19 protein-coding genes are annotated in these 18,780 nt (G+C 64.7%); 8 read left to right on the forward strand and 11 right to left on the reverse strand.

Annotated features, from left to right (window positions below; translation table 11 throughout):
* Positions 1 to 29 precede the first annotated feature (29 nt).
* Positions 30 to 1,177, reverse strand: a protein-coding gene (locus ACOXXX_RS20525; RefSeq protein ID WP_422828496.1) for an IS3 family transposase whose coding sequence is annotated in 2 segments (ribosomal slippage) — positions 30 to 902 and positions 905 to 1,177 — 1,146 coding nt in all. Because the reading frame shifts where the segments join, the coding sequence is not laid out codon by codon here.
* Positions 1,178 to 1,616: 439 nt separating this feature from the next.
* Here ACOXXX_RS20525 and ACOXXX_RS20530 point away from each other — a divergent pair.
* The 4 genes from ACOXXX_RS20530 to ACOXXX_RS20545 all read left to right on the forward strand — a co-directional run bounded on the left by ACOXXX_RS20530 (position 1,617) and on the right by ACOXXX_RS20545 (position 5,907).
* Positions 1,617 to 1,979, forward strand: a complete 363-nt coding sequence (locus ACOXXX_RS20530) for a hypothetical protein (protein WP_422828497.1) — start codon at positions 1,617 to 1,619, stop codon at positions 1,977 to 1,979.
* Between the two features lie 187 nt (positions 1,980 to 2,166).
* Positions 2,167 to 2,514, forward strand: coding sequence for a hypothetical protein (locus tag ACOXXX_RS20535; protein ID WP_422828498.1), 348 nt, complete (start codon positions 2,167 to 2,169; stop codon positions 2,512 to 2,514).
* Positions 2,511 to 3,482 (forward strand): tyrosine-type recombinase/integrase, encoded by a 972-nt coding sequence (locus ACOXXX_RS20540; protein ID WP_422828499.1) that lies wholly within the window; start codon positions 2,511 to 2,513, stop codon positions 3,480 to 3,482. The genes ACOXXX_RS20535 and ACOXXX_RS20540 overlap by 4 nt, the downstream gene beginning before the upstream one ends.
* A gap of 70 nt (positions 3,483 to 3,552) precedes the next feature.
* Positions 3,553 to 5,907, forward strand: a complete 2,355-nt coding sequence (locus tag ACOXXX_RS20545; protein WP_422828500.1) for a hypothetical protein — start codon at positions 3,553 to 3,555, stop codon at positions 5,905 to 5,907.
* A 326-nt stretch (positions 5,908 to 6,233) separates the two neighbouring features.
* Here ACOXXX_RS20545 and ACOXXX_RS20550 read toward each other — a convergent pair whose 3' ends face one another.
* The 8 genes from ACOXXX_RS20550 to uxuA all read right to left on the reverse strand — a co-directional run bounded on the left by ACOXXX_RS20550 (position 6,234) and on the right by uxuA (position 13,418).
* Complete coding sequence (locus ACOXXX_RS20550) at positions 6,234 to 7,112, reverse strand: metal ABC transporter substrate-binding protein (RefSeq protein WP_422828501.1); 879 nt, start codon at positions 7,110 to 7,112, stop codon at positions 6,234 to 6,236.
* Positions 7,112 to 7,450, reverse strand: a complete 339-nt coding sequence (locus ACOXXX_RS20555; RefSeq protein WP_422828502.1) for a hypothetical protein — start codon at positions 7,448 to 7,450, stop codon at positions 7,112 to 7,114. Before ACOXXX_RS20555 ends, ACOXXX_RS20550 begins: the two co-directional genes overlap by 1 nt.
* On the reverse strand, positions 7,447 to 8,211 hold the full coding sequence (locus tag ACOXXX_RS20560; protein WP_422828503.1) for a DUF4198 domain-containing protein: 765 nt from the start codon (positions 8,209 to 8,211) through the stop codon (positions 7,447 to 7,449). The genes ACOXXX_RS20555 and ACOXXX_RS20560 overlap by 4 nt, the downstream gene beginning before the upstream one ends.
* Before the next feature lie 29 nt (positions 8,212 to 8,240).
* Complete coding sequence (locus ACOXXX_RS20565; RefSeq protein ID WP_422828504.1) at positions 8,241 to 9,395, reverse strand: ABC transporter permease; 1,155 nt, start codon at positions 9,393 to 9,395, stop codon at positions 8,241 to 8,243.
* Complete coding sequence (locus ACOXXX_RS20570) at positions 9,392 to 10,075, reverse strand: ABC transporter ATP-binding protein (protein ID WP_422828505.1); 684 nt, start codon at positions 10,073 to 10,075, stop codon at positions 9,392 to 9,394. Before ACOXXX_RS20570 ends, ACOXXX_RS20565 begins: the two co-directional genes overlap by 4 nt.
* Positions 10,072 to 10,659 carry a hypothetical protein gene (locus ACOXXX_RS20575; protein ID WP_422828506.1) on the reverse strand — a complete coding sequence of 196 codons (588 nt, stop codon included), beginning with the start codon at positions 10,657 to 10,659 and terminating at the stop codon, positions 10,072 to 10,074. The genes ACOXXX_RS20570 and ACOXXX_RS20575 overlap by 4 nt, the downstream gene beginning before the upstream one ends.
* 90 nt (positions 10,660 to 10,749) lie before the next feature.
* Positions 10,750 to 12,210 (reverse strand): mannitol dehydrogenase family protein, encoded by a 1,461-nt coding sequence (locus ACOXXX_RS20580; protein ID WP_422828507.1) that lies wholly within the window; start codon positions 12,208 to 12,210, stop codon positions 10,750 to 10,752.
* Positions 12,207 to 13,418 carry a mannonate dehydratase gene (gene uxuA, locus ACOXXX_RS20585; protein ID WP_422828508.1) on the reverse strand — a complete coding sequence of 404 codons (1,212 nt, stop codon included), beginning with the start codon at positions 13,416 to 13,418 and terminating at the stop codon, positions 12,207 to 12,209. Before uxuA ends, ACOXXX_RS20580 begins: the two co-directional genes overlap by 4 nt.
* A gap of 237 nt (positions 13,419 to 13,655) precedes the next feature.
* Between uxuA and ACOXXX_RS20590 the strand changes: the two genes are divergently transcribed.
* Positions 13,656 to 14,504: a shikimate dehydrogenase family protein gene (locus ACOXXX_RS20590; protein WP_422828509.1), complete on the forward strand. Its 849-nt coding sequence runs from the start codon at positions 13,656 to 13,658 to the stop codon at positions 14,502 to 14,504.
* Positions 14,505 to 14,521: 17 nt separating this feature from the next.
* Here ACOXXX_RS20590 and ACOXXX_RS20595 read toward each other — a convergent pair whose 3' ends face one another.
* Positions 14,522 to 15,439: a LysR substrate-binding domain-containing protein gene (locus ACOXXX_RS20595; RefSeq protein WP_422828510.1), complete on the reverse strand. Its 918-nt coding sequence runs from the start codon at positions 15,437 to 15,439 to the stop codon at positions 14,522 to 14,524.
* Between the two features lie 96 nt (positions 15,440 to 15,535).
* Here ACOXXX_RS20595 and pcaC point away from each other — a divergent pair, with 96 nt between their 5' ends.
* The 3 genes from pcaC to pcaG are packed head-to-tail and all read left to right on the forward strand — an operon-like array spanning position 15,536 to position 17,276.
* Complete coding sequence (gene pcaC / locus ACOXXX_RS20600) at positions 15,536 to 15,916, forward strand: 4-carboxymuconolactone decarboxylase (protein WP_422828511.1); 381 nt, start codon at positions 15,536 to 15,538, stop codon at positions 15,914 to 15,916.
* The gene (gene pcaH / locus ACOXXX_RS20605) at positions 15,913 to 16,659 is read left to right on the forward strand and encodes a protocatechuate 3,4-dioxygenase subunit beta (protein WP_422828512.1); all 747 of its coding nucleotides are present in this window, start codon (positions 15,913 to 15,915) and stop codon (positions 16,657 to 16,659) included. Before pcaC ends, pcaH begins: the two co-directional genes overlap by 4 nt.
* A gap of 2 nt (positions 16,660 to 16,661) precedes the next feature.
* Entirely contained in the window at positions 16,662 to 17,276 is a 615-nt protein-coding gene (pcaG, locus tag ACOXXX_RS20610) for a protocatechuate 3,4-dioxygenase subunit alpha (protein ID WP_422828513.1), read from the forward strand.
* Positions 17,277 to 17,285: 9 nt separating this feature from the next.
* Here pcaG and ACOXXX_RS20615 read toward each other — a convergent pair whose 3' ends face one another.
* Positions 17,286 to 18,683, reverse strand: coding sequence for a pyridoxal phosphate-dependent decarboxylase family protein (locus ACOXXX_RS20615; RefSeq protein WP_422828514.1), 1,398 nt, complete (start codon positions 18,681 to 18,683; stop codon positions 17,286 to 17,288).
* Between the last annotated feature and the right edge of the window lie 97 nt (positions 18,684 to 18,780).

Here is an 18,780-nt window from a genome sequence, read left to right on the forward strand (position 1 = left end):
TGGACTTGCCCGGATTTGGTGGAGAGCGTTTATCTCACTTCCTTGGCCTTTCGCTCGAATGCAATCGGGCTCTGGAAGTCGAGCGATGAATGGCGTCTGACGGGATTGTAGAACCCGTCGATGTATCTGGCGATAGCGTTTTCGGCCTGCTGGCGTGATTGCCAGGCGACTGGCCACAATAGCTCGGACTTGATGGTCTTGAAGAAGGTCTCGACCATGGCATTGTCATAACAGTTTCCCTTGCCACTCATTGATATCAGGACGCCGCGCTTTCGGAGTTCGGCCTGGTATTCGACAGAGCAGTATTGGCTGCCGCGGTCGCTGTGATGGACCAGACCAGGCTGTGGATTGCGAGCCGCGAGAGCACGGCGCAGGGCCTCGACCGCCAGGCCGCGCTTCAGTCGATCACTCGTGGCCCAGCCGACAACCCGTCTTGAGTAGAGGTCGATGATCACGGCCAGGTAGAGCCAACCCTCAGCAGTCCAGACGTAGGAGATGTCAGCGCCCCACTTTCTGTCCGGGGCATCCGCCGAGAAGTCCTGTGCAACATGGTTGGGGGCGATCGGCCAAGCATGTTCGCTGTCAGTTGTGCGCTTGAACCGGCGCTTCTGGCGGGCCACCAGCTTGTTCTCTTTCATCAGGCGAGCGGTTCGGTGCCGCCCGATCTGGTGCCCCTCATCGACGAGATCGCGGTGCATGCGGGAACTGCCGTAGGTCCCGTTCGACAGCGCAAAGGCCGTTCGGATGTGGGCAAGATGGATCATGTCCTGCCGCTGGCGATGACAGGCGGGGCGGTCCCGCCAGGCGAAGAACCCGCTCTGGCTGACACCGAGAACATGGCACATCCGCTGGATCGGGAAGCTGGCCTTCTCCGCCTCTATGAAAGCGAAGCTCATCGACTTGCGTCTTTCGCGAAGAAGGTTGCGGCCTTTTTTAGGATGTCGCGCTCCTGCTTCAGAACCGCGTTCTCGCGTCGCAACCGCTTCAGTTCCGCGTGCAGGTCCACCGACGCCTCGACCGGCTCACCGGCATCCCGTTCGCGACTGAGCCATCGCGTCAACGTCGATAGGCCAATGCCCAGATCTTCTGCGATCTCGCGCCGTGTCCGGCCGCTTGTCAGCGCAAGTCTAACCGCTTCCCGCCGAAACTCCGGCGTCGGTCTGTTTCCGTTTCCCATAGAACACCTCCTGGTTCCTCAGTTGGTGCTCTCCACTTTTTCCGGGCAAGTCCATCACGAGCACGTCCGGGGCGAAGTGGACATCGCCAGGCACGATCGTGTTTGCCGCGAACCTTTCGGCCCACGAAAGTCTCGCGGCGGTGAGATACTTCCGTGAGATGGGCCTCGCGGAATAGCGCCGAGACGCAACGCCGCGGTTTCCGAAGCCGGTCTTGACGGTGAGACCGGCTTCGCAAGCCGCGGCCTGACGAGGGTCGAAACAGATCAAGGGTATGCGGCATGCAGACCGGACATCCGCGCATGTCCTCCAAGATCGCATCGAGACCTTCTCGCATTCGATCCACCCGGCGCGTCCTCCTGCGCACCGGGCCTTGAAAAGACCGGCACCGATTGTTCCGGACGACATGGTGTCGTCCAGCGGCTGCCAAGGAGATCTCTCGTGACCCATCAACAACTGATCGCCATGGACCCGCGGAGTGGCGTTCCGCAAGCAACCGCGGCCCGGCTCGTCCGCAGTTTTCTGGACCGACACGGCTCTGGTCTGGATGATCTGCTCCGGCGTTTCCCGAGCGTGCCAGGGCCGGCATTCCGGCATGCCATCGAGAGCTGCCTCAAGGCCGGCGACACGATGCCAGAACTGCAGATCGCGCTCGAAGAAGCGTGCGACACGCTCCTGTCCCTGCGCGCCGAAGAATTTCGGCCGTTGCCCGTCGATGAGGGCAAGCGCGTCAACATCGACGCTGGGCTCCGGTGGTATGCCGCGCGACTTCGCGATCTCGCCCAGGCAGCCCGTCACATGTGACCGACCACAGCCCGTGTTGGCAGGCGCCGACGCGGGCCTCGGCCACGGTCCGATCTCCTCCGAAGTGGAGATATCGAACCCTGCACAAAGTTCCGGCCGGCCCGTTTCGGGCAAGCCGACCTCCTCCTCGGGACCCGGGAAATCATCCGGTGCGCCCTTCACCGAAGACCCTCCCGAGGAGCGCAACATGACCACACAGGACTGGGCAGTCATCCCCCTCAGGCAGAAGGAAGCCGCGGCCGTTATCGGCCACAGCTACGGCCGTTTTTCCGCGGTGCTGGATGAGCTGGAGAAAGGTGGCGTCAAGACCTGCGCGTATCGAGGCACTCGGCGGGTCTTCTATCCGCAGCACATCCAGAACATCAAGGAAGCCCTGGAATGCAGGACACCCCCCAAAAAGGCCGCGGGAAAAACCGCGAAAAGCGCAACCCTTGGGACCCGTACTGGGTCAAAAAAACAGGCGACTGGGCAGTCGATTTCGTCATCGACGGACAAAGATTTCGACGCCGCCTTGGCATACGCTCTGAAGAAATGAAGAGCCGGGCCAATGAAGAGGCAAAGCGTCTCTATACGCAAGCGTGGGATGTGATGAAATGCCCCGCGATCGAACCGGCGCCGGCCAAGACTCCATTTTTCCTGGCGGCCCTGCGCCACATGGAGCAGGGAAAAGAAAGGCGGTTTCTCGCGCGCATCATCGAGTATTTCGGCGAGGGCACAATGATCGAGGACATCGACACGATGACGATCGCGGCCGCCGCAGCTGAACTCTATCCGAACGCGAAACCCGAAACGGTCAAGCGTCAGTTGAAGACCCCGATCAGGGCGGTCATCAACTTTGCCCAGGGAACTGGACGTGAGAAGGGCCATGACACCAAGAGGACCCGCTGGCTCACCCCCGAAGAGGTGGAACGCATGCTCTATTTCGCAAGCAATCCGCAAAAGGCCGGACTGCATGACCCGCACCTGAGGACGCTCCAGAAGATCGCGTTCATGCTCGGCGGCGGTGCTGGGCCCGGCGAGACCTTCGCCACGCATGTCGAAAACTGGAATGCAGCAACGTCCGAGTGGTGGCTGGACGGCACCAAGACTGCCTACCGGCCTCGTTTCGTCCTGCTCCCGCAGCGGTCAATCGACCTGATGGGGGACCTGCCGGAAAGCGGACCGGCTTTCCTCGCGCCGGACGGTCAGCCCTATGTGGCACGCAAGAACGGCGGTGGTCAGATGGCCGGGGCCTTCGGAAATATCCGGGCCGCGGCCGGCTTGGGAGAGGACGTCGTGCCCTATACCCTGCGACATACCTGGGCCACATGGTTCTACGCGCAGACCAAGGATTTCCGGCGCCTTGTCGATCTCGGCGGCTGGAACAAATCGGACACCGCCAACCGGTATTGCAAGGTCGCCCCAAAGGATCTTGGAAATCGTCTCCTTCAGCATGGCTGTGATTTCCGTGAGGATGTCGGAGGCCCCGTCAGATACGGCGAACTGGTGACTGTTCGAAAGTGATTTCAATTCGCCCGGGGGAGTGTCCTCCGGGCGATTGTCATTTGCTCGCCTGAGACGCATGGTCCGCGGCATGTCAGATGATTCCGCGGCACACCATATCGTTCGTCCCATCCACATCCTTGCCGGTCTCGGAACTCTCGAGCGGGCTGAGATATGCCAGATCATAGCCCTCCTCGAATGCGTTGATGGCCTTTTTCTCGCCAAGGGCGCCGTGGCCGGCATGACTGCCAAGCTCGGTCTGGAAAGCGATGCGGCCGCAGAACGCCTCCAGGCCCTTCAGGATGACCTCGCCGGATCGTCTGCCTCGGATGGCGCATTGCGCTTCCGCCTCTGGTCGCGGCTGACCGAAGCCATGGCGTTGCCGTCAGTAGCGCCCCTCTCGACGAAGTCCGCCATACGATCGGCATCTGCCTTTGCTGTTCGAGCGTCCGAGAGGCTGACGCCGTCAATCCGCGCCCGCCAACGTAGGGCGGATCGCAATGAACCTGACGGTGGCATTGCGGAACGGGTCGGAGGAAAGGCCGCAGATTACTGGAATTCGGCGAAGGCTGCCGTCGTCGCCGAGCCCCCGCTGCCGTTTCCCCAGATCGTAGCCGAGGAGATGCTGGCGTTCCTCTCGAACGACGAGGTTGTCGAGACCGCTGCGAAGAAAGCCGATCCCGAAATCGCCGAGGCGCTTCGGCAAGGACATGCCCGAGCGCGCAATGCCCTGGCCGCTGGCGGGGCCTGGATCGGTGGGGCGGCCGTCGTCGCCAACGCCGGGTTCTTGCCGTACATTCTGGCTGCACAGCTCAGCGCGATCATCCCGTTCGTCAGTGGTCCAACCCTGGTCTCGCTTCTGGCAACTCTCGTCAACCCCGTGACCGTCTTCGCGGGCGTTGCCGCGCTCGGATGGCTCGGAATGGGCCGTGGTTCAAGAGTGGTGCGCAGTCAGCTGGCTGCTCGCCTTGGGGTGCTCATGGCGGCACAAGGCACCCAGCACAGCGAGGCAGGTCTGGATCGGTTCATCGCCGACATGCGCAACCTGGACCGGGAACCGACCGGTTCGTTCGACTGGATGCCCTCGAAGGATCACGCAGACGTCCGCAACCGCATTGCCGCGCTCACTGGTCGCCTGCCCGGGCCGCTACCGTCGCCAGCCGGGCGACCTCCAGAGCCTTGGTCGTCGAAGAAAATGACGACCGATGGCTCGGACGCAACGGCCACGCTGGGCCTGACAGCGGGGGAGATGCTCTGGCATGCAGCAGCGCTCGACCCCAACGTCATGAAGGCTGCCGACTTCTCCCGGGCCGAGGACATCGGTGACCCCATGGCCTTCGCCTGTAGCGCGGCTGACTTCCTGACTTCAGGTGCCGGATGGTCGCTGCGGGGGTACACGGCCGAGCGGCTTGTCATGGACAAGCTCATTGCCGACGGTCACGCCGTCCACCTTGCAGAGGCGAGCAATACGCCCGGCCTCGACCTCATGGTCGACGGGACGCCAGTCCAGGTGAAATGCGGGACCTCGCTTTCGAACCTGACCGAGCATTTCGAGAAATACCCGGACATCCCCGTGATCGCCAATGCCAGCCTTGCCGAGGAGGCGGCCACAGACGAAAAACTCAACGAGTTTGCTCATCTCGTGACAACCCTTCCCGGGTTCGAGATCGAGGCGATCGAGAAGCAAATCGCAGAGACGCTCGGTCATGCCGTCGACTTGGCTGACCCGGACATCCTGCAGTTCGCGCTCTCCGTGGGTGTGCTGCGCGGGGGCATCGAGGTCATCCGGGGGCGGATTCCGATTTCCGACCTCCCCGCCTCGCTCATTCTCGATGGTGCTTCGCGCGGCCTCCTCGTCTTTGCTGGTGGCAACGCCGGGGCCTGGTTAGGGCTGATCGCGATCGGTCCGGCTGGCGCCCTCATCCTCGGTCCCGCGATCGGTGCGGCGGCTCTCTTGGGAAACAACACCCTGAAGGGCTACGCCCAGAAACAACTCATGGCAGACTGGCACGAAGACCTGCTGCGAGCCGCTGAGGATCTTCATGGAAGTATCATCTCGGCCGTCGAGCGCCGTATCGATCACTTGGAAGATAGATCTCGCACCTTTGCCAGCAACGCATCGCAATCCGCTCTCGATGCCTGGATGGCCAGGCGGGCCCAAGACGACTTGATCGCGGCGCAGGAAGACAGTGCCAGCCTCATCGCGTCTCGGCCGAAGACCGAAGTCGACGCAATCCGGCTGCTGTTCAGCGCGCGCGAGATTGCGCCGGCCGACGCTGACGTGTTGTCGCGGGTCCACGAAGTCGAACTTACGATAGCCCGAAAACCAGGCCTCAAGACTCTCATGATCGAAGCGGGGCGCCCCGCTGGTGACATGCTACGGTCGCGCCTGAAAGGGCGTGGGTTCAATCGCAGAAAAACGGAAACCGGTGACGGCCAGCGGTAGGCCGAGTTGGCAATGATCTGTCAATTCGACGGGTTTCTGGGGGATGCTGGAGGGAAAACACCTTATTTCATTGAAGGTGACTGCCCTCTTAGCAGGGGAGCGCCTTCGACCACTCGGCCACGTCTCCGCCGAACGGTCTAGCCCGTAACGCATTGGAACCGCAAGGCTTTTATCGGAAAACTTTCCGGACGCGTAAGCCCCTGATTTTCGGGCGTTTTACCTGAAGTCGTGCAATGCCACGGCGGGTTCACGCCTTGGAGAGATGCTGTGCTCCGGTCGATATGTCCTGACAACCGCTGCCGATCGGGCGGTTTGGCCAGAGCAGCCTAGCCCTCTCCGGCCTCCGACAGGGCGGTGATCTGGTCACGCATGATGGACGGGAAATCGCCGCTCTCCGGGCGGCCTGCCAGGGGGGAAAGGACGACCGAGCGCAGGCCCAATTCGTCGGCCTGGGCGATGGCCTCTTTCGGTGGCGCGGCTTCCCAGATCAGCAGGCTGGCGCCGGTCTCGGCCTTTTTTGCGGCGAGCGTCTGCCACTGGTCGGGATCTGGCATGGCGCCCGTCTCCCACTCCAGCGCCGTGATGTCCAGACCGTAAGCGCGGGCGAAGTACTGGTAGCGCGGGTGGGTGGCGAGGATCGTGCTGCCGCGCAGATCGGCCAGGGCCTCGCGCGTGTCGGCATCGAGCGCTTCCAGATCGTCGACGAGCTGCGGCAGGTTCCCGGCCACGGTGTCGCTCAGCGCCGGGATGCGGCGCTGCATCATCGCGGCGAGTGCTTCGGCCTGGCGAGCGGCCTGATCGAAGTCCAGCCAGGTGTAGCTGGCGGTGCCGGTGTGCGAATGTTCACCGTCCGCGCCGTGGCTGTGGGTCACCGCCTGTGTGCTGATGTAGCTGTCGGCAAAGGCGGCAGAGGTGTCGACGAGGCGCGATCGCGGCAGGGTGGTGCGCGTGGTCCAGTCGGCGAAGGCGGCCCCGTTGAGCGCGATGACATCGGCCTGCTGGATTGCCGCGATTTCGGACAGGCCGGGGCGCCAGAACGACGGGTCCTGGCCTGCCGGGACGGGGAACAGGACTGCGACGCCGTCGCCGCCCAGACGTTCGGCCATCCAGGCCAGTGGGTAGTTGACCGTCGCCACGACCGGACGGTCCTGCGCGCCTGCCGCCGTGGCGGCCAGCGCCGCGGCCAGCACCAAACGCCTGAGCATCAGTTCATCTCCAGCCCGTGGGCGATGTCCTCTGGCGTCAGCAGCCAATAGTCGGAATGCCCTTCGCTCACCTCGACCTCGATCATCAGCCCGGTCTCTGCGGTGCCTTCCGGTAGGGCAAAGACGGTTTCGCCCGCTTCGCCCACCGGCAGCGTCATCAGTACGGCGTTTTCGGCATCCATCACGCGAACGGTCCCGTCCTTCGGCACGCGCCCGGTCGAAAACTTGCTTTCGACCGTGACCATGTCGCCGCTGACAGAGGCAAAGACGCGCAGGTCATGCGCCGCCGCAGGCAGCGCCATGACCAGGCCCAAAATCAACGCAAGCGGTCGGATCATTGCGCCGCCCAGGGTTCGAAATGCACCCAGATCACCGCACCCAGTTCGTGCGCCTTGTCCTCGCTTTCGTGCTGCATCGGCTCTTCCGCCGTGTTGAGGGCGGCAAAGCCCCACCACCCCGGCGTCGGCGCGGCATAGGTGAACACGCCTTCGGCATCCGCCTTGATCGTCTGGGTGATCATCAGGTCGGACGGGGCAGAGGCGCTGCCGTCCTCGTTGTAATACTCGACCTCGACCTCGGCGTAGGGCACGGCTTCGCCGTCCAGCTTCACGATGCCCTGGAACACGTTGCCGGACCAGAGCGCGAAGGGTTTCGACAGCGGCACGATTTCGGTCTTAAGACCCAGTTCCGTGTCCCAGCCTTCGTCATCGCCATAGGCGGACACGTAGGTCTTGGTGAAATGGGTGATAAAGGCGTCTTCTTCCGGTTCCCAATAGGGTTTCGGCGTCATGGCAAAGACATGCGTGCCGGGGCGTTCCATCCGGTATTCGGTGGTAAAGCCCGCGTCGTCCATCACCTGCGCCGGTTCCAGCGTGTCGAGCAGGGACATGGTTTCGCCCTCATGCGTGACGGTAAAGGCCTCGGGCGTTTCAAGCACCATGCCCAGGCCTTCGAACGGATGCGAGAAGGACAGCGTCAGGTCCACCGACCGGCCGTCTTCCTGGCTGACCATATTGTCCGACGGGATGATCATGCCGTAGTGCGCACCGGCGGTGGTGGCAAAGGCGGCAAGGGCCGCGGCGGTCAGATAGGTCTTCATTAAGGGTCTCCCTTCGGGATCAAAATCAACTAGACGGCCAGGATCCATGTCACGATCCCGTCGCCGTTTGTTATCACGACTATGACAAGACACGCGGCAATTGCGACCGCGCAGGATAACAATAGCGCGATTTCGGCCGCCGCAAGGCGCAGGATCACGAAACGCCCCGCACCAAGACGCCGGGCGGTCGCCATTTCGGGGGCGCGCAGGCTCCATGATAGGTAGAGGGACAGGCCGATGGCCCCCGCCGCCGCCACGCCGATGATCAGAGTCACCGCGTCCAGCAGAGCTGCGATGCGGAAAATCCGGTCGACGAGGCCCGCGACGATGTCCGCCGGGACGGTGATCTGCACCGGGTTTTCCGGGTCGAGGTAACGCCCCCGAAGGATCGTGCCGGAGCGGGTGTCGTTGGGCACGACCAACACGGCAGACAGCGGATAGTCGGCCGCATCGCCGTGGAAATGAAAGCTGTCGATATTGTCGGGCGTGATGCGCTGGAATTCGGTGATGGCGGCATTGGCGGTCACGTTGCCATCGGCATCCGCGGTCACCACGTCGTCATGCCCGTGGCCGATACCGGCGATAACCCAGGCGGTCTTAATGTCGGTAAAGACCGCCTCGTCATCCGCCGTGCCCGTGGGCGCAAGGACGCCGGTGATCTGCAGTTCCAGCGGATAGATGCCATCGAGGTCAAAGAGGTTTTCGGGCGACGACACCACCGTGTCGCCCGGCCCCAGACCCAGCCGCTGCGCCACCTGCGCGCCCAGCACCGCCTCGCCCAGAAGGGCAAGCTGGCGTCCGTCCGCAATCGAAAGCCCGCGAAAGTCGAAATAATCGAGCGAGGTGCCGACGATCCGTGCGCCGTTGGCCTGAAACGCCGTGTGCAGCGGGATCGGCAGGGCCAGCCCGCTGTCCCAGACCGCATCCTCGGCGGCGCGGCTGATCGGCTGGGGGCGGTCTTCGGAAAAGTAGACCGCGCTCATCACCAAGTCGAGCTGGCTGCCGCGCGCGCCCAGCACCAGCGGTGCCGCTTCGGCCCGGCGGGTCAGCGCCTCTTCGGAGCCGCGCAAAAGGGTCTGCGTGACCAATGGTACGGCAAGGATCAGCGCGCCGACCAGCACCAGCACAAGGCTGCGCACCCAGGTCCAGCGCAGATGCGCGAGGGCAAGAAACAGCGCGTTCATGCGGGCTGACCAGCCGGCGCGGCGGGCTGGCGCAGGCTGGCAAAGTCGATCACCCGGTCGAAGCGCGGCAAGAGGTCGTGATCATGCGTGACGGCCAGGATCGTCGCATTCATCTCGGCCGCGCGGTCGAACAGCAGGTCCAGGATGGCATCCTTCGTCTCGGGGTCGAGGTTGCCTGTCGCCTCGTCCGCGAGGATCAGCGCCGGTTGCGTCACCAGCGCTCGGCAGATCGCCACGCGCTGCTGTTCGCCACCGCTGAGCGCGCCGGGGTGGTTGGCCAGCCGGTCGGTGATCCCGCAGGCGGCGGCCAGCGTCCGCGCCCGGTCACGCACCGCATCGTCCAGCCGCAAGCCCAGCCCGACGCGGTAGGGATAAAGGATATTCTCGAAGGCGTTCAGGTAATCCACCAGCGCGAAGTTCTGAAAGATAAAGCCGATGCGCCGCGCCCGGAACGCCCGCCGCTGTGCATCGGTCATGCCGATCAGATCGGCCTCCGCGACCGTAAGCGCGCCGCTGTCGGGCACCGCCAGCCCGGCCAACAGGTTCAGCAGCGTGGTCTTGCCGGTGCCGCTGGGGCCGATCACGGCGACCCGTTCACCGCCCGCCACCTGCAGCCGTGGCACGCGCAGGGTGAAGCCGCCGCGCGGATAGCCAAAGGACAGATCGCGCGCGTCGATCACGTCTTGTCCCCTGAAGCCTCTGCCGCGTCGTCGGGCGGCGCGTCCTTGTTGCGTTCCAGCGTGCCCGCATCGGTCCGATCCACGTCCGTCAGGGTAAAGCCGGTGATCTTCCATCTGTCCTCGACAAATTCAAAGACCAGATCGGCGGAATAGGCATTGCCGCGCATGTGCATGTGTTCAGCGTGCCCGACGACGCCCAGCACCCGCCATTTCGCGTCGATCGTCACGCGCTGTCCTTCGGAGCGCGCGCTCATCCCCGACAGTTCGATTTCGTGGATTTCCTGATCGGGGTTCAGCCCGCCGCCCGCCATGGCGCCGACCCGTTCAAGGTAGAGCTGCTCCAGCGCCGGACCCGAGGAGACATCCGCCAGCCGGTCATAGATCGCCGCCTCTTCCGTTTGGCCGAAGGCGTCGTAAACCACGTCCAGGATATCCGGCAGCAACAGCGGGCTTTCACGCGAAAACTCCGTCGCGGACATCTGTCCTTCCGTCGCGGCCTCGTCGGCCCCTTGGGCAAGAAAGGCCCAGGCGCCGACGCCAATTCCGAACACCAGCACGACTGCGGCAAGGATTTTTGCGTTCATGGTGGCGGGGTTCCGTGATCCGGGCAACTGTTACTGGGTCAGACCATAGGTTGGCGACAGGCAAGAACAAGCCGAAACCCCGGAGGCTGACTAGGCGGCCTCGGCCCCGATCACGTCGGTCATCGGGCGGGTCAGCATGTCGTGCAGGATCGGATTTACCTCATCCCAGAACCCGTCGTCCCGCGCCACCTGCCGCGACACGAGTGCAGACGCCCGGATGGCCGCGATGATCGCGGAGGCCGGTTTGCCCTGTGCCATGTCGCTCAGATCCCCGGCGCGCGGATCCCGCAGCTCGTAGGGCGCGCAGTCATGCGTCGACTGCGACAGGTGCCGCAGCCAGGCGGCGGTCGCGAAGGCAAAGGCGCGCAGGTCGCCGCCCCCGGCACGGGCGTCGGGGATGGCCGAGAACACCCGTTGCGGCATCTTTTCCGAGCCGTCCATGGCGATCTGAAAGGTCTCGTGCGCCAGATGCGGGTTGCGGAACCGTTCGGCCAGCTGATCCGCGTAGGCGGCAAAATCGACACCCTCAAGCGGGGTGAACGTGGCCGATGCAGCGCGGAGGTGACGGGTGACAAGCCGTGAAAGGGCCGGGTCGGCCATGACATCGCGCACGTAGCGGTGCCCCGCGGCAAACCCGGCATAGGCCAGCATCGAATGCGCGCCGTTGAGCATACGCAGTTTCATCTCTTCATAGGGGCGCACATCGGTGGTGAAGATCGCGCCACCCGCTTCCCATCCTGGCCGCCCGGTCGGGAAATGATCCTCGATCACCCATTGATGAAACCCTTCGGTTTCTATCGCGGCGGCGTCGCGGCGCCCGGTCAGGTCTTCGGCCAGATCGCGGGTGCTTTGTGTCGCGGCAGGGGTGATCCGGTCGACCATGGTCGAGGGGAAGGCCACATCTTCGGCGATGTGATCGGCCAGGTCCGGCACGGCGCGGCGGGCGAAATCCACCAGCAAACCGCGCAGAACCTTGCCGTTTTCCGGCAGGTTGTCACAGCACAGAACCGTGAACGGTTTGCGGCCCAGGCGGCGCCGCTGACCCAACGCCCAGACCAGAAGCCCGGCCAACCCCTGCGGCCGTGACGGCTTGTCCAGATCGTGCGCAATCGCCGGATGGGCGGGATCGACGCCCCCGCTCGCGCGGTCAAGGCCATAGCCCTTTTCGGTGACGGTGATCGTGACGATCCGCGTCGCGTCGGAAAGAAGCGCGGCGGTGACCGCGTCCCTGTCGGTCCTCAGGCAATGCGCCGCCGCCAGCGCCCCGATCACCCGCGCGCGGCTGCCCGAAGCGTCCCGCTCGATCAGGGTGTAAAGGCCATTCTGCGGCCCCAGTTCCTGGGCGGGCGCGTCGCTGCGCAGGCTGACGCCCGTGATCCGCCAGTCGCCACCCGCCGCCGCCAACGCATCGTCGGTATAAGCGGCCTGATGCGCACGATGGAACGCCCCCAGCCCGATGTGCACGATGCCCGCCCCGTGGTCGTCGCGCCTGTATCCGGGAACACGCACATCGTTCGGCAGTCCGTCCGTCGTCTTCAGCCGTTCGGTCATGCCAAGGTCCGCGCGTATTGCAGCCCCGCGATCACGCCGCGCAGCTCTGCCAGGCCCTTGAGCCGACCGATGGCCGGATAGCCGGGCTGCGCCTTGCGGTGCAGATCGTCCAGGATGTCCTGTCCGTGGTCGGGGCGGAACGGGATCGACCATTCCTCTTGCCCGGCGGCCCGGCGGCGCGCCTCTTCCTCCAGCACCGCGGCGATGAGGGCCACCATATCGGTGTCACCCGCCAGATGCTCGTCCTCGAAGAACGAGCCAAACAGCCGGTCGCTTTCGCGTTTCACATTCCGCAGATGCAGGAAATGCACGCGGTCGCCCCAGCGGCGCATAATCCCGGGCAGGTCGTTGTCGGACCGCGCGCCCAAAGAGCCTGAGCAAAGCGTGATGCCGTTGGCGCGTCGGTCGACGGCCTGCATGACCTTGGCGTACTGCGCTTCAGTCGACATGATGCGCGGCAGGCCCAGCAGCGGCACCGGCGGATCGTCGGGATGGCAGCACAGGCGCAGGCCGCGCGCTTCGGCGACCGACACCACCTCTTCGAGGAAATCGATCAGATGTCGGCGCAACCGGTCCTCGTCGATGGCGCTGTAATCGGCCAGGTGTTGGCGCACGTCGTAAAGCGAAAACCGTTCTGCCGCGCCGGGCAGACCGAAAACGACGTTCCGGGCAAGCTCTGCACGGCGGTCGTCGGTCATTGCGCGAAAGCGGGCGGTCGCCTGCTCTCGCAAATCTTCGTCGAAATCCTCCGCTGCGCCGTCACGTGCCAGGATATGCAGATCGAAGGCGGCGAAATCCACAAGGTCGAAGCGCATGCAGGTCGCACCCGTCGGGCGCGCCCAGGCAAGATCGGTGCGGGTCCAGTCCAGCACCGGCATGAAATTGTAGCAGATCACCGAAATGCCCGCGTCCGCCAGATTGTGCAGACTTTGCTTGTAAGCCTCGATATGCGCGCGCCAGTCGCCGGTCTGCTTCTTGATATCCTCGGACACCGGCAGGCTTTCGACCACGTCCCAGGCGATGCCCGAGGGGCTGCCACCGTTCATCGTGGCGACCTCTTTCTGGCGCTGCGCGATCTCTTGCGGCGACCAGACCGCTCCGGTGGGCACGTGATGCAGGGCCGACACGATCCCCTCGACCCCGGCCTGCCGCGTGTCGTCAATCGAGACCAGATCGCTGGGCCCGAACCATCGCCACGTCTGTTTCATGCCTCATCCTCCCGAGTCGCCTGACCTTTGTCTAGCACCGCAGCACACGCAGACCAGTGCGGAAGTGGGGCAACCAGTTGTCTGTAGCGGGCAAGGCCCGATGGCATCCGGCGCAATATCCCGCCGGGCCGACACCGCCGCGGCGATATCCTTGCCAGCCCCTGTCGCCAGGCGGAATTATTGCTCATACCCTGATGCGGTACACTGCTTTGATCGACCGCAAGGAAAGGCCGCGCCATGACGGATAGGAACAGCAAGACCGTGAAGCTCGGCCTGATCGGCGACAACATCGCGCAGTCGCAAGCGCCGCGCCTGCACAGAACGGCGGGCGCGTTGACCGGCGTTTCCGTCACCTACGACCGGCTGGTGCCAAGGGACATGGGTCTGACCTTCGACGAGGTGTTCGAACAGGTGCGATCCAGCGGCTTTCGCGGCGTCAATGTCACCTATCCTTACAAGGAGGTGGCAGCGGCCAGGGTCCATGTGGCGGACCCGCTGGTGCGGGCCATCGGCGCGGTCAATACGGTGGTGTTCGATGCGGAGGGGCCGCAGGGATTCAACACCGACTACACCGGCTTCGTGCGGGCCTACCGCGCGGTGCGTGGCGACGCGGCGCCGGGAACGGTCTGCCTGATCGGCACGGGTGGCGCGGGAAAGGCGGTGGCCTTTGGTCTGATCCGGTTGGGCGCCCGTGTGATCCGCTGTGTCGATCTTGACCCCGCCAAGGCCGAGGGGCTGGTAAATGCGTTGCGCGCGCTGGGGTCGGACACGCGGGTCGAGGCCGCAAGCGATGCCATCGCCGCCGCCCGGGATGCCGACGGGATCGTGAACTGCACGCCCCTTGGCATGGTGGGTATCGGCGGCTCTGCCCTGCCCATCAGCGCGATGCGGGGGGCGGTCTGGGCCTTTGACGCCGTTTACACGCCGATCGACACACCTTTTCTGCTGGATGCCGAACGGGCGGGCCTGACGGTGATTTCCGGATACGAGCTGTTCTTTGGTCAAGGCGTCGATGCCTGGTCGATCTTTACCGGTGTCGATCTGGACCCCGCAGCACTTCGGGCCGCGCTTCGGGAAGGCCCCTGAGACCCCGGCAAGGCTGATCAGGTTGCCGCGCCGCCCGCCACGGTCGCGCGCAGGCAGTCGGCCAGAAGGCTCCGCTCGACCGACAGGGGTGCCGATTGCGCGACGCTGATCCCCACCGGCCCGGACAAGAGCGGCGAGGCAAGATCGACCGATATCAGCGCCCCGGCCTTCAGCTCGTCGATGACCACGCCACGCGAAATGAACCACAGCATGTCCGAGGTTTGCACGATCTTGCGCCCGACCGGCAGCGCCACGGTCTCGAACGTGCCGCGCGTGTCAGCGAGGCCGATGCTCGACAGGTAGCGGCTCACCGTTGCAAAGATCATCGCGCCCCTGGGGGGCAGGATCAGGGGATGGTCCGCGATGGCGGCCTGGCGGGGCTGCGCCGACAGGATCGGATGACCGGGCCGGCAGACCAGCACCACATCCTCGGTATAAAGCTGCTCGAACGTCACGCCGGTCGCGGCCTCGCCTTCGGGCATGCGCCCGACAACCAGATCAAGCGCGCCGTCGCGCAGCTGGTTGAAGAGCAGCCAGTTCGGCCCGGTCAGGATATGCAGCCACACATGCGGGGCCTGGTCCCGGAACGCCAGCGCCGCCTCAGGCACAAGCGCGCTTGACGCCGTGGGAAGCGCACCGACCGACAGCCTGACCAGCGCCTCGCGCGACGTGATCCGGTCATGCGCGCGCATCAGTTCGGTCATCGACGCGGCGGCGTGACGCTGAAAGACCCGCCCGGCCTCGTTCAGGCGCAAACCCCGCCCGACCTGGTCGAAAAGGCGCTGGCCCAGCATCTCTTCCAGCTCCCTCAGGCTGCGCGACAGGGCGGGCTGGGTGATGTTCATCCGCTCCGCCGCGAGCGAGACGCTTTCGGTTCTGGCGATTTCCAGAAAGCTGCGGATGTGGCGCAGGCGCAGGTTTGACTCCCAATTCATACCGCCACGGTTATCGTTTATGGGTGATTGATCAATAGTCAGAGCGCCTTTGCCTGCGTAAACAGGGGAAGAGATCATGCAGGGGGACCGCCAGAGATGACCGACCGCTTTGAAAAGGGCATGGCCACCCGGCGCGCGGTGCTGGGCGACGCGCATGTAGACCGGGCCGAGGCCGCGAAGACCGACTTCGACACCCCGTTCCAGACGTTGATTACCGAAGGGGCCTGGGGCACGCTTTGGGCCGACGACACGATCTCCCGCCGCGAACGGTCGATGCTGACGCTGGCGCTGCTGGCCGCGACGGGAAATTTCGAGGAGATCCCGATGCACATCCGCGCCACGCAGAACACCGGGGCCACGCCGCAGGACGTGTTGCAGGCGTTTCTGCACGTGGCGGTCTACGCGGGTGTGCCCAAGGCGAACCACGCGATCAAGCTGGCCAAACAGACCTATGCCGAAATGGGAGTAGAGATATGAGCCCGACCAACAGCCCGGCCAGACCCGGCGGCTTTGTCCCGCGCGACCGCGACTGGCAGCCGGAGGCGCTCACCCCCGCCTACAAGACCAGCGTCAAACGCAGCCCGCAGGCGGCCTTGTTGTCCTTCCCGACGACCCTGTCCGAGGAAACCTCGCCCGTCTTCGGGCAACAGATGCTGGGCCCGCTCGACAACGATCTGCTGCTGAACCACGCCAAACCTGGCGAAAGCGCGATTGGCCCGCGGATCATCGTGCATGGCCGGGTGCTGGACGAGATGGGGCGCGGAGTGCCGGGCGCGCTGCTGGAATTCTGGCAGGCCAACGCGGGCGGTCGCTACCGCCACAAGAAGGAAAGCTATCAGGCCGCGCTCGATCCCAATTTCGGCGGCTGCGGGCGCACGATCACCGGGCCGGACGGGTCCTACGAATTCCGCACGATCCAGCCCGGCCCCTATCCTTGGCCCAACGGCATGAATGACTGGCGACCCGCACATATCCATTTTTCCGTTTTCGGCCACGGCTTTGCGCAGCGCCTGATCACCCAGATGTATTTCGAAGGCGACCCGCACATTGCGCTCTGCCCCATCGTCGGCGTGCTGAAATCGCAAGAGGCCGTCGACGCGCTGACTGCCATGCTCGACATGCACCGCACGGTGCCGATGGACAGCCGCGCCTATCGGTTCGACATCGTGCTGCGCGGGCGGCGCCAGACCTATTTCGAGAACCGCAAGGAGGGGATGTGAGCATGGCACCAAAGTTCGATTACCTGCGCGAAAGCCCGAGCCAGACCGCAGGGCCCTACGTCCACATCGGCTGCACCCCCAATTTCACCGGTATAGACATATACGGCGGCGACTTGGGCACCCGGATGAAGACCGGCCCGGTGCAGGGGCAGGAAATCACCGTCAGAGGCACCGTCTATGACGGCACCGGCACGGCCCTGCGCGACGCGATGATCGAAATCTGGCAGCCGGATGCGGCGGGCCTTTTTCCGTCCGCCAACGAAACCCGCGGTGCGGCCGATCCGAATTTCACCGGGTGGGGCCGGTCGCCCGGGGATATGGAGACCGGGGAGTTCAGCTTCGACACGGTCAAACCGGGCGCCGTGCCCTGGCCCGACGGCCGCATGCAGGCGCCGCATATTACCGCCTGGATCGTCGCGCGCGGCATCAACATCGGCCTGCACACCCGCATCTATTTCGAAGACGAGCCCGAAGCGAACGCCGCCGACCCCATCCTGTCTCGGATCGAACATCAGAACCGCGTGCGTACCTTGCTGGCCAGGAAGGTCGGCGAGGGGGCGTATCGCTTTGACATCCACTTACAGGGGCCGGACGAGACCATCTTTTTCGACATCTGACCGGCGCGCTCATCTCAACCGCTGCCAGATATCGCTCACGACTTCATGCACTGTCATGACGTCGGCGCGCGTGGTGTCGAACTGGCCCACCTGAACGCGGATGACCTTGCGACCCCCGAACGCGCCCTGGGTCAGGTAGATGCGCCCGTCATCGTTGATCGCATCGACCAGCCACTGCTGCATCGTGTCATCGCCGGGACAGCGGAAGGAAAATACGCTCAGGATCGGCTCTGTCACGATCTCGAACCCGTCCAGCGCGCGCAGAGCCTCGCACAGCTCCTGCGCCCACAGAACATGATTTCGGATGCGGGCGCGCAGCCCGTCCAGCCCGTAGGACCGGATCAGGAACCAGAGCTTGAGCGCGCGGAACCGGCGGCCCAGCGGGATCGTCCATTCGGAATAGTTGGTGACGGCGGCACCGGATGTACGCAGATATTCCGGTTCGATCTTCAGCGTGTTGAGCTGCGGCGTGGCGTCGCGGAGGAACTGGACCGAACAATCGAACTGCGCGCCCAGCCACTTGTGCGGGTTGAAGACGATGCTGTCGAACCCGTCCACGCCCGCCCAGAACCGGGCGCGAAACTCGGGGCAGATCATCGCGGACCCGGCCCAGGCGGCATCGAGGTGCGTGTAAAGATCGTGCCTCCTCGCGACCTGCAAGACAGCCTCCAGATCGTCGCAGGCCCCGACGCCGGTGCCGCCGGTGATGGCGATGATCCCGGCGGGCGTGTGCCCGGCGGCGATGTCGGCGCGGATGGCCGCGTCGAGCGCCGCGGCATCCATTCCGTGCAGGGGGCCAGAGGCGGCGATCTTCACCAGATTGTCCTGCCCAATCCCCGCAACCCAGCAGGCGCGATCGATCGAGGAATGCACCTGGTCAGAGCAGTAGATCCGCAAGTGTCCCTTGCCCGACAACCCTTCGCGGTTGCCGGTGTGGCCGGTGGCCCGTTCGCGCATGGTCAGCACCGCAGACAGGGTGGCGGAGGATGCGCTGTCCTGAATGACGCCGGTAAAGCCCTCAGCCAGCCCAAGCGCCTGTCGCAGCCAGTCGATCATCCGCCCCTCAACCTCTGTCGCGGCCGGTGAGGTCTGCCACAACATGCATTGCGCGGCGACGGTGTTGACCAGCTGTTCGGCCAGCATCGACGGCGGCGTGGCGTTGGCGGGGAAGTAGGCGAAAAAGCGGGGGTGCTGCCAATGGGTCATGCCGGGCATCACGATGGTGTCGAAATCGGCCATGATGGCGGCCATGTCTTCGGGTGCCTCCGGCGGTTGCGCGGGGAGTTGCGCGGCGATCTGGCCGGGCCCCGTCTGGGCCCGCACAGGGCGGTCGCGCAAGGTCTTGTGATACCGCGCGCCCCAGGTCGCGATCCGTTTGCTCCAGGCCTCGAAATCGTCCCAGTTCATGGCCTTGCTCCCCCTTGTTCCCGCTTGCGCGAATGCCTGACGGTTCGGCACTCTCGCAGGGTTCTTGTCAAGCCCGTCGGCACCGCCAGTAGTGGGT

This window comes from Thalassococcus sp. BH17M4-6 (assembly GCF_049323015.1).
Classification (GTDB): Bacteria; Pseudomonadota; Alphaproteobacteria; order Rhodobacterales; family Rhodobacteraceae; genus Puniceibacterium.

Coding starts and splice junctions, on each gene's coding strand:
- ACOXXX_RS20555 (WP_422828502.1), bottom strand. CDS start 7,450: ATGATCCGACCGCTTGCGTTGATTTTGGGCCTGGTCATGGCGCTGCCT.
- ACOXXX_RS20580 (WP_422828507.1), bottom strand. CDS start 12,210: ATGACCGAACGGCTGAAGACGACGGACGGACTGCCGAACGATGTGCGT.
- ACOXXX_RS20545 (WP_422828500.1), top strand. CDS start 3,553: ATGTCAGATGATTCCGCGGCACACCATATCGTTCGTCCCATCCACATC.
- pcaH (WP_422828512.1), top strand. CDS start 15,913: ATGAGCCCGACCAACAGCCCGGCCAGACCCGGCGGCTTTGTCCCGCGC.
- pcaC (WP_422828511.1), top strand. CDS start 15,536: ATGACCGACCGCTTTGAAAAGGGCATGGCCACCCGGCGCGCGGTGCTG.
- ACOXXX_RS20535 (WP_422828498.1), top strand. CDS start 2,167: ATGACCACACAGGACTGGGCAGTCATCCCCCTCAGGCAGAAGGAAGCC.
- ACOXXX_RS20560 (WP_422828503.1), bottom strand. CDS start 8,211: ATGAAGACCTATCTGACCGCCGCGGCCCTTGCCGCCTTTGCCACCACC.
- ACOXXX_RS20550 (WP_422828501.1), bottom strand. CDS start 7,112: ATGCTCAGGCGTTTGGTGCTGGCCGCGGCGCTGGCCGCCACGGCGGCA.
- ACOXXX_RS20590 (WP_422828509.1), top strand. CDS start 13,656: ATGACGGATAGGAACAGCAAGACCGTGAAGCTCGGCCTGATCGGCGAC.
- ACOXXX_RS20575 (WP_422828506.1), bottom strand. CDS start 10,659: ATGAACGCAAAAATCCTTGCCGCAGTCGTGCTGGTGTTCGGAATTGGC.
- ACOXXX_RS20565 (WP_422828504.1), bottom strand. CDS start 9,395: ATGAACGCGCTGTTTCTTGCCCTCGCGCATCTGCGCTGGACCTGGGTG.
- ACOXXX_RS20595 (WP_422828510.1), bottom strand. CDS start 15,439: ATGAATTGGGAGTCAAACCTGCGCCTGCGCCACATCCGCAGCTTTCTG.
- ACOXXX_RS20540 (WP_422828499.1), top strand. CDS start 2,511: ATGAAGAGCCGGGCCAATGAAGAGGCAAAGCGTCTCTATACGCAAGCG.
- uxuA (WP_422828508.1), bottom strand. CDS start 13,418: ATGAAACAGACGTGGCGATGGTTCGGGCCCAGCGATCTGGTCTCGATT.
- pcaG (WP_422828513.1), top strand. CDS start 16,662: ATGGCACCAAAGTTCGATTACCTGCGCGAAAGCCCGAGCCAGACCGCA.
- ACOXXX_RS20615 (WP_422828514.1), bottom strand. CDS start 18,683: ATGAACTGGGACGATTTCGAGGCCTGGAGCAAACGGATCGCGACCTGG.